Source organism: Winogradskya consettensis (assembly GCF_018332715.1).
GTDB classification, from domain to species: domain Bacteria; phylum Actinomycetota; class Actinomycetes; order Mycobacteriales; family Micromonosporaceae; genus Actinoplanes; species Actinoplanes consettensis.
In genome coordinates this window covers 71,478-86,491 of sequence record NZ_BOQP01000007.1, presented here as the reverse complement: position 1 = coordinate 86,491, position 15,014 = coordinate 71,478, and the positions used below count along the sequence as shown (strand labels likewise).

Below are 15,014 nucleotides of genomic sequence, written 5' to 3'. Positions count from 1 at the left end.
CCTCGGCGTGGACGGCAACGTCCCGCCGGGGACTCCCGGGGTGCGCCCTGAGGCCGGAGGATTTCGGACTCGGGGGATGATCGGGCATGGACGATTTGTGGATGCGGGAGATGTCCTCGGCCCGTGAGGCCGTCGCCGCGCTCGGCGCCCGCGAGCGGATCGAGCTCATGGCGGACGCCCTGGAGTTCGTCGCCTACCGATCCGCCACCGGTTTGCACGGCTGGTTCACGCCGGAGGTGGACCGGCTCCTGCGGACGGCGTTGCGGACAGCCCGGTCGGATGCTGCCCCCGGTCCCACGGCGTTCGACGAGTTCCGGGACGCCATCGACCCGCTGATCGATGTCGTGTCGCCCGCCAACTCGGCGCTGCTGTTGACCGCCATGGACCTGGTGTCCGCCGCGGTCGAGGGTGCCCGGCCCGGCGACGTGACCAGCGTGCTTTTCAACTGCTATGACATCACCATGCAGACACAGGGCTTCGGCCGGAGGATCACCCTCGCCGACCAGCTGGGGAGTGAGCCGTGCCTCGAGGTGATCCGGCATCAGGTTTCGATCTTGAGGCGTGCTTGAGATCCCGCGGGTGCGGCTATGGATCTGCTCAAGGCTCGGGCGGTGCGCTCAGGTGATCCGGTGCGGGGACGATTCGGGGGGCCACGGTGCAGCAGCACCCGTTCTGCTACCGGGAAGGTTGCCTCGCATGATGCAGAACTCGAACACACCCCACGACCTGTCCGTGCACTACGACGTCGACCCCGGCCGCGTCACGGCGTCGGCCTCCGCCCAGCAGCACCTGCTCGCGCAGCAGGGGGCCGCCGCGCAGCAGGCCGCGTACCGCCAGGAGTCCGCCGCCCAGCAGGCTGTCACAGCGCAGCGACTGATCGCGGCTCAGCACGCCTCGATGGGAAACCTCGGCCGGTAGGGAGTTCAGCGGACGGGAACTATTCCTCCAGTGCGCAGGCGCAGGCTCGACGGTGACATGTCGCCGATACGGGTGAGGTTCGATGAGGAAACGTACTGCGATCAGGGCCGCGCTGGGCACCGCACTGGCTGTCGCCGGCAGCCTGTTTGTGTTGCCGTCCGCCGCACAGGCTGTTTACACGTGCCAGAAGGGTGAGGTCTGCATCTTCTCGGACCACGGGCTCCGGGGGACCACCCTCGTCGTGTACAGCGGGAAGCACAACTTCACCAGCAACTGGCATTTCTACAACGGGCTGGCGGCCAACGACAACGCGTCGTCCATTGTCAACAAGACTGACATCACCGTCTTCGTCTCCTCCGACTTCAACGACCTCGGCAAGGTCGCGGTGGTCTGGCCCGGCACGAAGATGGAGTTCACCGGGCAGAACGGTTCACTTGACGACAACACCATGTCGTCCATCAACGTGTACGCGTAGCGGTGCCGCTCGCCCGCGGGTGCTGACAGCGGAACGATCCTGTCTGCCGGCACCCGCGGGCGTGGTGCCCGGGACCCGCACGGCTTTCGGTGCGCGGAGCGCGTACTGATGGAACTGCCCGGCTCGGCCGTGACCACGATTCGACCTGTTATTGACAGGCATCGATATCCGGCCTAGCGTCTGGGTAAGCGCTTACCTGAGAGACATTCCCCCTGCCGCGGGTTATCCCCGGCCGGGAGGCTCCTCGGTCCTCACCGCGCCGCACCGGCTCGCCGCTACCACCGACAGCGGATTTGGCCGGTCTCCATCTGCACCCGCTGCTGTCGCAGCAATCCGCTCCCAATGGAGGAATCCATGTCAGCACTGCCGAAGCCGACCTTGGGTGGCACCCGCCGCCGTACGGTCATCGCCGCCCTCTCGGCCACCGTCCTGGCCGTCGGCGCTGCCCAGGTCATCGGTCCTGCCAACGCGTACGCCGCGGAGTCCAGCCCGGTCGGGTTCGCCAGCCTCAACGGCGGCACCACCGGCGGCTCCACGAGCACCGTGGTCACCGTGACCTCGGCCTCCGCGCTGAAGACGGCGCTGAGCTCCAGCACGTCGCAGACCGTCAAGGTCTCCGGCCTGATCACGATCTCCGGCATGTACAGCGTCGCGTCGAACAAGACGGTCCTCGGCGTCGGCTCCAGCTCGGGCATCACCGGCGGCGGGCTCAACCTGTCCGGCGTCAAGAACGTGATCATCCGCAACCTGGTGTTCAAGAACGCCGCCGACGACTCGATCAACGTCCAGTCCAGCACCACGAACGTCTGGATCGACCACAACGACCTGTCCAACGGCTACGACGGGCTGATCGACATCAAGCGCGGCTCGGACTACATCACGGTCTCGTGGAACCACCTGCACGACCACGACAAGTCCATGCTGCTGGGCCACAGCGACGACAACGCCGCCGAGGACACCGGCCACCTGCGCGTCACCTACGTGCACAACTGGTTCGACGGCACCAACCAGCGCCACCCGCGCGTACGTTTCGCCAACCCGGTGCACGTCCTGAACAACTACTACAGCAACGTCGGCTCGTACGGCGTCGCCTCCACCGAGAACGCCGGCGTCTACGTCGAGCGCAACTACTTCGAGAACGTCGCCAACCCGACGGTCACCCAGACCGGTGACTCCGACGCGGGCAACATCAAGGTCCTCAACAACTACAAGGTCAACTCGGGCACGGAGCAGGTCCGCAACGGCGCCAGCGTCGCCGCGATCCCCTACTCCTACACCCCCGAGGCCAACACCTCGGTCAAGGCCACCGTCACCGCGGGCGCCGGCACCGGCAAGATCTGACCCCCACGATGATGCCCGGTCCCTCGGGGCCGGGCATCACGCCGAGAAGGGCCGGCCTACACGCCGGGCACTGCGCTGAGAAGGCCGGGCACTGCGCTGAGAAGGCCGGGCACTGCGCCGAGAAGGCCGGGCACTGCGCTGAGAAGGCCGGGCACTGCGCCGAGAAGGCCGGGCACCGCGCCGAGAAGGCCGAGCGACACGCCGAGAAGGCCGAGAAGGGCCGGGCGAAACGCAGCGCACCGCACCGAGAAACGCCGGGCATCGCGGTGAGAAAGGTTGTGCACAATTAAATTGTGCACAACCTAACGGCGGGTCGGTGGGGCGTCGAGGCTGACCGGGTGGGGTCAGAAGATGTGCACGGCGTCGGTGATGTCCGGGCGGGCGGCGACGCGGTCGAGCTCCTCGCGGCGCCAGGCGCCGGGGGCCCGCTGGTGGTGGCGGTTGAAGGCGGTGGCGAACGCGTACGGCGAGCCGTACCCGGTCAGCTCGGCGATCTGGGCCAGCGTGAGGTCGCTGGTGCGCAGGTGGTCACGGGCGAGCGCCATGCGCCAGTCGGTCAGATACTGCATCGGCGTCTGATCGAGGGCCTGCGTGAAGATCCGGGCGAACGCCGCCCGGGACAGTCCACTGAGGGCGGCGAGCTCGGGCACCGTCCACGGATGGGCGGCGTTGTCGTGCACCGCGCGTAATGCAGGGCTGAGTCGCGGATCGGCGGAGGCCCGGAACCAGCGTGGGGCGTCGGGGCTCTGGGTGAGGCCGGTACGCAGGGCGAGCACGAGCAGGACGTCGAGGAGCCGGTCGAGGATCGTCTGGCGGCCCGGCTCGTCGGTGCTCAGTTCGCGGGACAGCACGGCGATGATGTCGTGCAGCGGGTCGCCGACGCCGGCCGAGAGGGGGATGACCTCGGGCAGGGCGTCGAGCAGGCCCTGGCCGATGTCGCCGGAGAACCGGTAGGCGCCGCAGAGGAAGACGCTCAGCCGCCGGCCGGGTTCGGGCGAAGCGTGGGCGTGGCGTGCGGTGAACTCGCCGGGGTCAAGGCAGTCCGCCCCGGGTTCGTGGGCGATGTGGTGGGCGCGGCCGCCGCGGACGAGCGCCAGGTCGCCTGGCGCGAGTTCGAGGGCCGTCGCCGGGTCGTCGAACCACAGCCACGCGCGGCCCTGGACGACGGTGTGCACGGACAGCTGGATCGTTCCGGCCAGGCGCAGTCCCCACGGTGGGGTGGCCGCGGTCCGCGCGAAGACACCCCCGGAAGCACGGGCCCGGGTGAGGTGGTCCTGCAGCAGATCCATGGGCTCATTGTCGCTGCCATGAGCGTCTGAAACAAACAATCAACGACTTTGAGCTATTGGTACGCCACCAGTGGCCGCGCAAGATCGAGCCATGACGAATTTCCTTGTTCTCGGCGGCACCGGGCGTTCCGGATCGCTGGTCGCGAAGAACCTGCGCGACCGCGGCCTCGCCGTCCGGACCGCGGCCCGCCACGACGCCGACGTGGTGTTCGACTGGGACGACCCGGCGACCCAGCGCGCCGCCCTGACCGGCGTCTACTTGGTCGCACCCGTTCCCTGGGTCCGCTACGCCGCCCAGGTGTCGGCGTTCCTGGACCTGGCCGAGGCAGCCGGCGTCCGCCACGTGACCTACCTGAGCACCTACCGCGCCGAGCAGGCCCCGGCGACGATGGATTTCCGCGCCGTCGAAACCGAGCTGGCTTCCCGGACCGCGTTCACCCACACGATCCTGCAGCCCGGCTGGGTCATGCAGAACTTCGCCGACCAGCACGTCCCGATCATCGACGGCGTGATCACGGTCCCGGGCGGCACCGGGGCGGAGGCCTTCGTCGACGCGGCCGACATCGCCGCCGTGGCCGTCGAGACGCTGGTCCACCCCGAACAACACGCGCGAGCGCGCTACACGCTGACCGGACCCGAAGCGCTCACCTTCGCCGAGGTCGCCGCGATCATCACCGAGGTGACCGGCCGTCCCGTCCGCTACCAGGACATCGACCGTGCGGCCTGGATCGGCGCGGTCGTCGCGACCGGGTTCGTCCCCGCGGACTACGGCGTGATCCTCGACTGGCAGACCAGCACAGTGGAGTCCGGCAACGGTTCACGGCCCGGCGACGACATCTACAAGGTGACCGGCCGGCACCCGACGAGCCTCGCCGCGTTCGCCCGCCGCGCATTCCGGGCGGCACCGGTCAGTGCGGCACCGGTCAGAGAGGCCCCGCAGATCCGGGACCTCGGCGACTTCGTGGCGCTGGAGCCGTTCTTCCGCATCGTCGAGCAGGGCCTCGCCGGTCTCGTCGACGGGGGCCACTACTTCGACCTGCTCGCCGATGATGTGGTCTTCGAGTACGTCATCTCCGTACCCGGATATCCGCGGCGGGTCGCCGGCCGGGAAGCCGTTGCCGAGCTGTACCGCGGTTACGGCGCCAACCTGGTTCTGCACAGCGCGGACGAGCTGGCGGCGCACCACGACCGGGAGAAGTCGGTGGTGGTTCTCGAGTACGCGGTTCACGGGCGGGTCGTCGCGACCGGGAGCGCGTACACCAATCGCTTCGTCTCGGTCGTCACCATCCAGAACCGGAAGGTGACCCACTGGCGCGACTACCTCGATCCGGTTGCTGTCTTCGACGCCCTGGGGTGGCCGGCCTGATTTCAGCGGAATGCTGGCGCCAATCGGTTTGCTGTGGAAACCTATTGGCATGACCGCTAACTCGATGTCCGCCGCCGACGATCCTCGCCGGTTGCTGTCGGAGCTGCGCACGCTAGCTCGTCGCGTGCGGCTCGAACAAAGAATGACGTGGGTGGCACTGCTGGTCCTGGCAGCGGTGACGTTCGCTGCGATCCCGGTCGACTGGTTCGCCATGCAGGTGCGGTGCCACCCCGACGGCAGCTGCGAATTCGCACGTCAGGGCATGCTGTACTACTGGCCGCCGGCGACGCTCCTGGCGTACGGAGCGATTGCTTTCCTCTATCTGCGGGCGGCCCGGTCGCGGGGGCTGGGCACCCGGGTCCTGCCGTATGCCATCACCGGTGCCGTGACGACCGTGGTGTTCCCCGCCGCATGGCTGGCGGTGCGCCTGTACTTCCAGAGCCACCCGTACCCGGACGGCCCGCTCCCGTACTGGTATTTCGTGCTGGACCGGCTGGTCATGCCGTGGGGCATGATCGGGGTGACGCTGCTGCTGCTGGCCTGGCTGGAACGCAGCCCGGGGCTGCTGCTGTTCACCTCCGGCTATCTCGCGCTCGTGCTGCTGGTGCTGCCGATGGGCGACGGCTTCGGCGCACCGCACTTCGGGGTCCGGGCGGGGATGGCAGTGCCGCAGGCCATCGCCGGTCTGGTGCTGCTGCTGGGAGCGGCCGGGTTCCGGGCAGTCCAGCGGCGGCACCGGTGACGGCGATGACCGGCACGCAGGACGAGGACGCCGCGCACCCCGCCAACGGGCTGGACGAGGTGGTCCATCAGCGGGTGCGGCTGGGGATCCTCACCATCACCCACGAGGCTCGCCGGGTCGAGTTCGGCTATCTGCGTACGCAGCTGGAACTGACCGCGGGCAACCTGTCCAAGCACCTGAGCGTGCTGGAGGAGGCCGGCCTGATCGAGGTGGAGAAGGGCTACGAGGGCCGCCGTGGCCGCACGTGGATCACCCTCACCGCCCTCGGTGCCAAGGCCCTCGCCGACGAGATCGGACGACTCAAGAAGCTCATTGCCCGAGTGGAGGACCGATGATCACCCGCCGGAGTCTGCTCGCCGCCGCGGCTGCCGTACCACTCGGGACCGGGGCGCCCGTAAGAACGGCCCGGCTCACCCTGCCGGCGCCCACCGGGCCACACCGGATCGGCGCCGTGACGCGGCAGGTCGCGGGGCACGGCCGGGAACTGACGGTCAGCATCTGGTATCCCGCTCGGGACATCCGGCGCCACCCGGTGGCGCCGTGGCTGCCCGCCGCGCCGCTGCGGGCGCTTCTCGAATCCGTCGGCCTGCCGGTCGGCGTCGCGGCACCGCTCACGGCGGGTCACGAGGGCGCGCCGGCGGCGGCCGGGTGCCTTCCGGCGGTCGTGTTCTCCCACGGCGCGGGCGGTCACCGCTCCGAGACCACCATCGTGGTCCAGGAACTCGCCAGCCACGGCTACGTCGTGGTCACGGTCGACCACCCCTTCGACTCGTACGGTGAACTCCCCGACGGCCGGCTCACCGTTCCCGACGACGACGTGTCCATAACCCCGTGGGACCACGCCCACGACATCCGCGTCGTCCTCGACGGCCTGAAGCACCTCGCGGCGGGCGTGGGCGCCACGATCGATCCGCACCGCATCGGCATGTTCGGCTGGTCCAAGGGCGCCACCGCCACCGCCCTGGTCATGAACACCGACCGGCGCGTACGGGCGGGGCTCAGCTTCGACGGCCCGATGCAGTCCCAGCCACCCGTCGCCGCCGTCGACCGGCCCTTCATGCTGATGACCGCGGAGTTCACCGAGGACACCGAGGACACCGAGGACACCGAGGACTCCGGCGTCGCCGAGTTCCTGGCGTTGCCGCACGGCTGGCAGCTCGACGTGCACGTCGACGGCGCACTCCACGGCTCGTTGTGCGACCAGCAATGGCTGATCCCGCAGCTGCCGATCAACGCCGACGACCTGCCGGGCTGGCTCGGCACCCTCGCCCCGGCCCAGGCCGTCCGCATCCAGCAGGCGTACCCGCTCGCCTTCTTCGACCAGCACCTCCGCGGCCGCCGTCAGCGCCTGCTAGAAGGCCCGAGCAGGGCGTTCCCGGCCGTGCTCTTCACCTGAGGGCGTGCAGGTTCCGCCCGGCCCATGACGGCGGCGTCCCCGCGACTCCGGGCGTACACGTAATGCGGTGAACAGCGAATGTATTTGCGATGGACCTATGAAGAATGGGGACCGATTAATGCGGGAAACCGTCGCCGATAACGACTCCGGTTTGACTATCGGAACGTGAGGATATATCCATTCGGATGGTCCACGGCCCCATTCGCGATCGTCAGGTCCACCTCAGCTGGAGGAGCCCACCCATGCCGGACACGACCACCCCGGTCCGACCGCCCCGGGCTCCGCTGTGGACCCGGCTGCTGATCGCCGCCGGCCTCGTCCTCACCATGGCCGGCGTCTTCGGCATCGTCTCGGTCAAGTACTTCCTGGGCCGGCTCACCGGCGGCATCCAGACGACCTCCAGCGTCCTCGCCGACGCGGGAGTGGGCGGCACCGCCTCCTCGGGCAAACTCCCCGACGGCGCCATGAACCTGCTGATGCTGGGCCTGGACACCCGCGCCGGCTGGGAAGCCAAGGGCGAGCTCTCCCGCTCCGACACCATCCTGATCCTGCACATCGCGGCCTCCCACGACCGCGTCTACATGATCTCCATCCCCCGCGACATGGTCGCCGACATCCCCGCCGACCCGTCCATCGGCTTCAAGGGCAGCCGCGAGAAAATCAACTCCGCCTACGCGTACGGCTCCCAGAACGGCCGAGGCTGGACAGGCGGCGCGAAACTGGCGGCGAAAGCCGTGCACACCCTCACCGGAATCACCTTCGACGGCCTCGTCGTCATCGACTTCGACGGCTTCCGCGGCCTGCTCGAAGCCATGGGCGGCGTCCACATGTGCGTCGACAAGGACATGTGGTCCAGCCACTACATCGTCGACGCCAAAGGCAAGGTCTCCTACGCCGAGGGCACCGACCCGCTGACCCCACCGGCAAACGCCCTGTGGTTCAAAAAAGGCTGCCGGGACATGCAGCCCTGGGAAGCCCTCGAATTCTCGCGGCTACGCCACTCCACCAACGGCGACTACGACCGGCAACGCCACCAGCAGCAACTCCTGCGAGCCATGGCCGAGAAAGCCACCAGCGCCGGCATCCTGACCAATCCGGGCAAAGTCTCGCGCATCCTGGAAGCGGCGGGCTCATCGCTGAAAATGGACACCCACGGCGTACCCGTCGCGGATTTCGTCTTCGGTCAGAAAGGCCTGGCCGCAGCCGACCTCATCCCCATCAAGACCAACGCAGGCGCCTTCAACGACGTCGGCGGCGGCGAGGGCGCCACAGCCACCACCCAGGCCCTCTTCGAAGCCACCGCCGCGGACAAACTCGACGACTTCCTCCTCACCCAGCCCGGCCTGCTCATCAGCTGAGGAAGCTCACTGCTCGCGGGGGACCCCGTCCGGGCCCATCACATAACCGAACTGAGCCATGGAGCCGGCCCGGTCGATCTCGTCGAGGTCATCGGCGGCAAAACTCGCAAGCGCGGGATCGGCGGCCCGCCTGCGCCAGCCGGCAAAGCGCACCGACTTCCATTCGAGGTTCACTTCGCCGTTCTCGGTATGAAAACCGCCGCCGCGCTCGAAGAGCACCATCAGCGGCGCGAAGGGATCCTCCAGCTCCGCGGGCAACTCCACACCGGGAGTGGCCCGCAAAGCCGCCCAGCGCAGAATGAAGGGCGTCACGTTGGTGACATCCCAACCACCGCCCTGCACGTTCTTCAGGGTGTCGTCCAGCACCTTCTGATCCAGCTGGATACCAGGGTGCACACAATCGGCGATATCGAAGAACGGCGTTCGGGTGTCACATCCGTAGGCGTCGGCCACGCGTGCGGCACGCCGGAAGAACTCCTTCAGCAGCGCCGCCTTCGACCAGGCTTTGTCGCCGCGCCGCTCCCAGTCGACAGCGCTCAGCCGGGCCGCCATGTCGCGTACAGCCTCATCAGGTCTCATCGTCCCAATCCTCGCAGGGCCGCGTCGACTACCTCATCCAGGTTCGAGAGGTCGCCGGCCATCTCCAGGTTCGAGCCGTCCAGGCCGAAGGCCCGCCAATGCGCGAAGGGTGTGGCGGGCTTCCATTCGTTGGGCGCGAGATCGTGTGCGCCAGGGTGATTCGGGTTGATGATGGGGTCGCCGCTGGGATCGAACGATTCGGGATGGGTGGATCGGTAGGGGATCCCGGCTGCCATCAATCTGTTCTCGACATACTCGTGCCCAGCGAGGTTGCGGAACTGGTCCAGTTGGCTCGGAGTCAGACTGCCGCTGACCGCACCCTCCCACAGATCCGCGATGCGTTCGTGCGGTGTGAAGTAGCCGCTCTCTACGTGACCTGGGCTGATGGGGACGTCGTGCTGCTGGACGAACAAGTTCTGACGCATGCCTTCGATGATCCTGGGATCGATGCCGGTGTTCGCGGCGACAACGGAAGTGGCCTCCGGGCTGTTGCGGGCCCGGCGATACGCGTCGATGGCTCGCTGCGAGAGGGGGTCGCCATCGTCGATGAAATAGTCGGAGCCGTGCGGAAAGCCGGGCTTGAACTCGGTGGGGTCGGTGCGGGCGAGGGCTCGGTTACGGCCGCTCAGGTTGGTGAGGACGGTGGCGAGGTTGTCGAGCATCGGGTGGAGGCGGCGGAGGCTGTTGAGGAGGCCTCGGACGAAATGCTGGATCTTGTTGACCCATTTGGCGACGAGGGTGGAGACCTGGCCGATGACTACCGGTGTCGCGAGGCCCAGGGTCAGGCCCTCTTCGGCGAGCCATTGTGGGAGGCGCGCGGCGAGAGTGCCGATGAATTCGGCGATCAGGTCGCGGACGATGCCGCGGACGAGGGCGACCAGCAGGCCGGCGCCTTCTACCGCGTACGAGATGCCTTGCGCTGCTGTCGCCAGGCCTTCAAGAACATGCATCTGTGCGGCGGCATGTTCACGGTAGGCGTCACCGGAGGGCCCGAACCATTCGGAGACCTCGGCGCCGAGGCGGTCGGCGTACTGCTGACGGGCCTGGTCGGTGAAGGCCGAGACGTTCGACCAGGTGGCCGCGTGCGCGGCGACCTCGTCGGCGTTGCCGGCGAGCCAGTCGAGGGCGTCCTTGAGCGGCTGGACGTGCTCCATCAGCCAGGAGACGCCCCAGGACACCAGGGTGCCCAGCGGGTCGACGGCGAGGGAGAGCATGTCGAGCGAGGCGCCTACGCCGCCCAGTGAGCCGTCGACCCAGCTGTTGCTGCGGATGCCGTTGGTGATGTCCGCGGCGTCCTCGACGAGACCGAGGCCGGTGTACCAGGTTGTCGAGTCGCTGCTCGGGGCGACGAGGGGGTTGGTGCTCACAGCGGCAGCTTGGGCAACGGTCCCGGGTCGCTGCCCGCAGCGTGGACGTTCTGGCTGGTCAGCTCGTCGGTCGAGATGGTGTCGGCGACCACGGCACGAAGCTTGTCCGCGGTCTCCCGCAGCGCGTTCCTGACGTTGACGCCCATCGCGGCCCCTCCCCTTTTGCCGCACTTTAGAAGCGTGCTGATGCGCGCCGCAACCCCGGTACCGGGTCGATCCGGCGGTCAGTGTTTCCAGAAGCCGGAGAACGTGATGCGGTCCTTGGGGAGGCCGATGTGGTGCAGGTGGCGGCGGCCGTGGGTGGCCAGTTTTGCTTCGCCGACGACGAAGGCGTACCCGTGGGGGTCGAGGTTTTCGAGGGTTTGCAGGGCTTGGAGGGCTTTGACGCCGGGGACGGCGGTGGGGTCGTCGCGGTTGATCCAGGTGATGGTGATGCCGGTGGGGGCGGGGAGGTCGCGGTGGTCGGCCGCGGTGGGGACCTCCTGGATGACGCGGCCGGTGGTGCCGGGTGGGAGGGAGCGGAGGATGCCGGTGACGGCGGGCAGGCCGCTTTCGTCGGCGACGATGGTGAGTTCGGTGGTGTCGGCGGGTGGGGCGAAGAGGATGCCCTGGTCGAAGATGGCGAGTTTTTCGCCGGGGGTGGCGGCGCAGGCCCAGATGGCGGCGGGGCCTTCCGGTTCGCCCGAGGGGCCGAGGTGGACGACGAAGTCGATGTCCAGTTCGGCGTCGGCGGCGCGGAAGTCGGCGATGGTGTAGTTCGCGCAGTGGGGGCGCGTCGTCTCCGCGGCTGCCAGGTACTTCAGCCACCACTGTTTGCCGGAGATCTCCGGCATGGCGAAGGCGCTCTGGTGGGGGAGGCGTACGAACAGGCGGAACCAGTGGTCGTAGCCCATCCACGGGAAGTCGGCGAGGGCTGTGCCGCCGACGGTGACGCGCTGCATGTGCGGGGTGAGTCGTTCGGCCCGGAGGACCTCGACGCGGTACAGCTGGGGCTTCTTCGGGGTTGTCCGAGGCCGTTTCACCATAGGGTGAGGTTAGCCTAGGCTAACTTTAGGGTCCGCAGAGACATCGGGACCCGGACCAGCGCGTACGCGGATCCGGGTCCCTGGTGAGGCTTTCGGTCAGCCGCTGCGGCGGTTGCCGTACTGACGGGGGCTCTGGACTGCGCCGCGACCCACCGGGGGCTGGCCCTTCGCGAAGACCTCGGGCTTCACGCCGCCCTTGCCCTTCGCCCGGCGGGCGGCCCGGTTGGTGAAGACCTCGGGCTCCGGCTCGCCGTCGCCTTCCGGCACGGACCCGTTCTCCTGCGCGCTCACGTCTTCCGGCGCGCTCTCATTCTCGGGCATAGGGGTCTCCTGACATGTAGACGGCGACACACGCTATCCCAGGAACGTCTGCCCCGAAGGCCCAAACCCCGCCCGCCACCGTATCGGGATCAACGACACAGCGACTAGCATCGATCGATCTACGCACGACTGTGGGGGAAGCGTTGAAAAAGACATCGCTCGTGCTCGCCTCGGTGCTCGCCACCTGCCTCACGACGGCAGTGGCACTACCCGCGTACGCCGCCCCGGCGGCGCTGCCCGGCGACCTGCGACAGATCCAGATCCGGCATTCTCTGACGGGTACGCACACCTGGTACCAGCAGACCTACCAGGGCATCCCCGTGTTCGGCGGCTACTACGCCACCCACAAGAGCACCGACGGGACGGTGACCGTCGACGACGGGCGCGTACCCGTCAAGGGCCTGGCCGGCACCGCAGCGGCCCTGACCGAACAGCGGGTCCGGACCTCGGTCGCCGGCCGCCTCGGCGAACAGCCCGCCGACAGTGAACTCGTCATCGTCCCGGGCACGACCGCCACACTCGCCTGGAAGACCCTCACCCCTGCCGACCGGGGCACCATCCGCTCCCTGGTCGACGCGGCCAGCGGCGCCGTCCTGCGCGAGGAGAACACCGCCCGCGAAGCCAACGGCACCGGCCAGGTCTTCGACCCCAACCCGGTCGTCGCACTGCAGAACGAGACGCTCACCGACCAGGACGACGCCGACTACCCGGCGCTGGCCCCGGCCTACCGCAGAGTCGTCCTGCGCCACCTCGACCCCGGCAAGGACACCCTGCAGGGCTCGTACGCGAACAACCTCAGCGAACCCGCCGTCACCTCAGCCCGCCGCGTCTACAAGTACCAGCGGGACGAGCCCGGCTTCGAGCAGGTCAACGCGTACCACAGCATCACCTCCGCGGAGGACTACATCCACCGCCTCGGCTTCATCGACGTCAACAACGAAGCCCAGGACTACTACACCACCGGCTTCACCGACGACAACTCCTACTACGACCCGTCGGTCGACGCCATCACCTTCGGCACGGGCGGCGTCGACGACGCCGAGGACAACGAGGTCATCTGGCACGAGTACGGCCACGCCATCCAGGACGACCAGGTCCCCGGCTTCGGCGAGTCCGAGGAGGCCGGCTCGATCGGCGAGGGCTTCGGCGACTACTGGGCCGTCACGATGTCGCAGGCCACCAGCCCCAACACGGCCGTGACGCCGTGGGCCTGCGTCATGGACTGGGACGCCACGTCGTACACCGACGACGAGCCGCACTGCCTGCGCCGCACCGACACCGCCAAGGTCTACCCGGATGATCTCGAGGGCGAGGTTCACGCCGACGGGGAGATCTGGTCGCATGCGATCTGGGACGTCAACCGGGCCCTCGGGCGTACGAAGGCCAACCGGGTGATCCTCGAGGCCCAGTTCCGCTTCACCCCGGACGTCACGATGCCCAAGGCCGCCGAGGCGACTGTTGCCACTGCGCGGGTGCTGTACGGGGCACGCGCCGCCGCGCAGACCCGCAAGGCTTTCCAGGACCGCGGCATTCTCGCCTAGGTGCCGATATCGCCTATGTAAGCGTAATTACAGTAACTACGCTTACATAGGCGCATCTGAGCGATATCGTCCGCATGCGGGCCATCCGTGAAGCGGACTGGAATTCCCGGCGCACGTTGCAGGTCGGCACGGCCGGTGAAATCCCGGTCCACTGGTGCATCGAGGACGGCACCGTCACCGCCCTGATCGGTCCCGACCACGAGACGTGGCACATCGCCTTTCTCATGCCCGTCGCCACCGTCGACCGGCTTGTCACCGAGGCCGCCGATTTCTCCTGAGAGATCGTCGCGGTTCCGGCGCCGCATAATGATCGACATGGAGTTGTACGGGAGCCGGGCGGATCTGCTGCCGGGCTGGATGGCGAAAGTGGTTCGTGCGCCCGAAGGGTCGGGGCGGTTGCTGACGTGGGCCGGGCGGCCGGGGATTCGGCTGTTGGACTACGCCGAACACGAGCGTTGCGAGCGCGACAGCCTCCGGCGGTTCCCGCAGGACCGCGACGGCTGCGTCGACTGGGCAGAGGTGGTGGACGACCTCGTTGCTGAGGGCGGTGAACACCTGGTTCAGGAGTTTCTGGGCGGGGGCGGCGAGGTGATGATCATGTGGGGGAGCCTGAGCGTCCCGAGTGTGGCCCTGGACGGTGCGGGGGCGGCGTCCAGGGTGGCGGAGATTCTGGATGTTGACGCTGTCGTGTGGATGGTCCGCTCGGGGCTGCTGCTCGAGCGGAATTGTTTCGATGACACTGTGCGGGTTGCCCGCGTACCCGTGATGGTCAGTGAGTGAGTCGGATCGCGCCCTCGCCGGCGTCGCCCCGCAGGGCGGCCTTTCACTATAGGGTCGGCCGATGCGTGACGCGGACGTATTACGGCAGGCCCTGCCGGGGCAGTGGCGGGTGCTGGCCACGACGTTCCCCATGTGGCTGTCCGGGCGGCGGCTGCAACCGGTCTTCACGTACGCGCTGCAGCCCGGCCCGTCGCTGACCCTCAGCGACGACGTCACCTACCGCACCCGGTCCGGCGCCACCAGGACGATCTCCGGCGTCGACAGTTTCGACGCGGGAACCGGGGCGTTCACGTGGCGCGGGCGGGGCCTGCTCGGCGTGCTGACCAGCCGGTGGAGCGTCGAGCATCTCAGCGACGACCACGAGCTGATCGTGCTCACCTTCGCCCGTTCCCCGGTCACCCCGGCCGGGACGGACGTGATCGGCCGCGGGCTGGGGGAGCGGCCCAGCGCCCGCGACAACGTTCCGCACGACGACGCCTTGCACTGGATCGGGTAGCGCGCTCACGTCAGAATGCA

At 68.4% G+C, this 15,014-nt stretch carries 19 protein-coding genes; 13 read left to right on the top strand and 6 right to left on the bottom strand.

Features of this window, described 5'->3' with window-relative positions; translation table 11 throughout:
- Positions 1 to 86: 86 nt before the first annotated feature.
- The 4 genes from Aco04nite_RS08045 (at position 87) to Aco04nite_RS08030 (ending at position 2,734) form a co-directional block, all read left to right on the top strand.
- Complete coding sequence (locus Aco04nite_RS08045) at positions 87 to 569, top strand: hypothetical protein (RefSeq protein WP_212996553.1); 483 nt, start codon at positions 87 to 89, stop codon at positions 567 to 569.
- A gap of 127 nt (positions 570 to 696) precedes the next feature.
- Positions 697 to 918 (top strand): hypothetical protein, encoded by a 222-nt coding sequence (locus tag Aco04nite_RS08040; protein ID WP_212996552.1) that lies wholly within the window; start codon positions 697 to 699, stop codon positions 916 to 918.
- An 82-nt stretch (positions 919 to 1,000) separates the two neighbouring features.
- The gene (locus tag Aco04nite_RS08035) at positions 1,001 to 1,393 is read left to right on the top strand and encodes a peptidase inhibitor family I36 protein (RefSeq protein WP_212996551.1); all 393 of its coding nucleotides are present in this window, start codon (positions 1,001 to 1,003) and stop codon (positions 1,391 to 1,393) included.
- Positions 1,394 to 1,747: 354 nt separating this feature from the next.
- Entirely contained in the window at positions 1,748 to 2,734 is a 987-nt protein-coding gene (locus Aco04nite_RS08030) for a pectate lyase family protein (RefSeq protein WP_203840590.1), read from the top strand.
- Positions 2,735 to 3,078: 344 nt separating this feature from the next.
- Here the strand turns inward: Aco04nite_RS08030 and Aco04nite_RS08025 are convergent, their stop codons facing one another.
- Positions 3,079 to 4,023: an AraC family transcriptional regulator gene (locus tag Aco04nite_RS08025; protein ID WP_212996550.1), complete on the bottom strand. Its 945-nt coding sequence runs from the start codon at positions 4,021 to 4,023 to the stop codon at positions 3,079 to 3,081.
- Positions 4,024 to 4,114: 91 nt separating this feature from the next.
- On the opposite strand from Aco04nite_RS08025, the gene Aco04nite_RS08020 reads away from it, so the two are divergent.
- The 5 genes from Aco04nite_RS08020 (at position 4,115) to Aco04nite_RS08000 (ending at position 8,885) form a co-directional block, all read left to right on the top strand.
- Positions 4,115 to 5,389 (top strand): NmrA family NAD(P)-binding protein, encoded by a 1,275-nt coding sequence (locus Aco04nite_RS08020; RefSeq protein ID WP_212996549.1) that lies wholly within the window; start codon positions 4,115 to 4,117, stop codon positions 5,387 to 5,389.
- Between the two features lie 49 nt (positions 5,390 to 5,438).
- On the top strand, positions 5,439 to 6,131 hold the full coding sequence (locus Aco04nite_RS08015) for a hypothetical protein (RefSeq protein ID WP_212996548.1): 693 nt from the start codon (positions 5,439 to 5,441) through the stop codon (positions 6,129 to 6,131).
- Between the two features lie 5 nt (positions 6,132 to 6,136).
- Complete coding sequence (locus Aco04nite_RS08010) at positions 6,137 to 6,466, top strand: transcriptional regulator (RefSeq protein WP_212996547.1); 330 nt, start codon at positions 6,137 to 6,139, stop codon at positions 6,464 to 6,466.
- Positions 6,463 to 7,527, top strand: coding sequence for an alpha/beta hydrolase family protein (locus Aco04nite_RS08005; RefSeq protein ID WP_212996546.1), 1,065 nt, complete (start codon positions 6,463 to 6,465; stop codon positions 7,525 to 7,527). The genes Aco04nite_RS08010 and Aco04nite_RS08005 overlap by 4 nt, the downstream gene beginning before the upstream one ends.
- Positions 7,528 to 7,769: 242 nt before the next feature.
- Positions 7,770 to 8,885: an LCP family protein gene (locus Aco04nite_RS08000; RefSeq protein ID WP_212996545.1), complete on the top strand. Its 1,116-nt coding sequence runs from the start codon at positions 7,770 to 7,772 to the stop codon at positions 8,883 to 8,885.
- A gap of 6 nt (positions 8,886 to 8,891) precedes the next feature.
- Here the strand turns inward: Aco04nite_RS08000 and Aco04nite_RS07995 are convergent, their stop codons facing one another.
- The 5 genes from Aco04nite_RS07995 to Aco04nite_RS07975 all read right to left on the bottom strand — a co-directional run bounded on the left by Aco04nite_RS07995 (position 8,892) and on the right by Aco04nite_RS07975 (position 12,177).
- Positions 8,892 to 9,437, bottom strand: coding sequence for a hypothetical protein (locus tag Aco04nite_RS07995; RefSeq protein ID WP_212996544.1), 546 nt, complete (start codon positions 9,435 to 9,437; stop codon positions 8,892 to 8,894).
- 23 nt (positions 9,438 to 9,460) lie between these two features.
- Positions 9,461 to 10,831 (bottom strand): hypothetical protein, encoded by a 1,371-nt coding sequence (locus Aco04nite_RS07990; RefSeq protein ID WP_212996543.1) that lies wholly within the window; start codon positions 10,829 to 10,831, stop codon positions 9,461 to 9,463.
- Positions 10,828 to 10,977 carry a hypothetical protein gene (locus tag Aco04nite_RS07985; protein ID WP_212996542.1) on the bottom strand — a complete coding sequence of 50 codons (150 nt, stop codon included), beginning with the start codon at positions 10,975 to 10,977 and terminating at the stop codon, positions 10,828 to 10,830. The genes Aco04nite_RS07990 and Aco04nite_RS07985 overlap by 4 nt, the downstream gene beginning before the upstream one ends.
- A gap of 78 nt (positions 10,978 to 11,055) precedes the next feature.
- Complete coding sequence (locus Aco04nite_RS07980; RefSeq protein WP_212996541.1) at positions 11,056 to 11,856, bottom strand: siderophore-interacting protein; 801 nt, start codon at positions 11,854 to 11,856, stop codon at positions 11,056 to 11,058.
- Between the two features lie 96 nt (positions 11,857 to 11,952).
- Entirely contained in the window at positions 11,953 to 12,177 is a 225-nt protein-coding gene (locus Aco04nite_RS07975) for a hypothetical protein (protein ID WP_212996540.1), read from the bottom strand.
- Positions 12,178 to 12,320: 143 nt separating this feature from the next.
- Here Aco04nite_RS07975 and Aco04nite_RS07970 point away from each other — a divergent pair, with 143 nt between their 5' ends.
- The 4 genes from Aco04nite_RS07970 to Aco04nite_RS07955 all read left to right on the top strand — a co-directional run bounded on the left by Aco04nite_RS07970 (position 12,321) and on the right by Aco04nite_RS07955 (position 14,994).
- Entirely contained in the window at positions 12,321 to 13,718 is a 1,398-nt protein-coding gene (locus tag Aco04nite_RS07970; RefSeq protein ID WP_212996539.1) for a M4 family metallopeptidase, read from the top strand.
- 74 nt (positions 13,719 to 13,792) lie between these two features.
- Positions 13,793 to 13,996, top strand: a complete 204-nt coding sequence (locus tag Aco04nite_RS07965; RefSeq protein ID WP_212996538.1) for a hypothetical protein — start codon at positions 13,793 to 13,795, stop codon at positions 13,994 to 13,996.
- 37 nt (positions 13,997 to 14,033) lie between these two features.
- Positions 14,034 to 14,498, top strand: a complete 465-nt coding sequence (locus Aco04nite_RS07960) for a hypothetical protein (RefSeq protein WP_212996537.1) — start codon at positions 14,034 to 14,036, stop codon at positions 14,496 to 14,498.
- Positions 14,499 to 14,559: 61 nt separating this feature from the next.
- Complete coding sequence (locus tag Aco04nite_RS07955; RefSeq protein ID WP_212996536.1) at positions 14,560 to 14,994, top strand: hypothetical protein; 435 nt, start codon at positions 14,560 to 14,562, stop codon at positions 14,992 to 14,994.
- Positions 14,995 to 15,014: the final 20 nt, after the last annotated feature.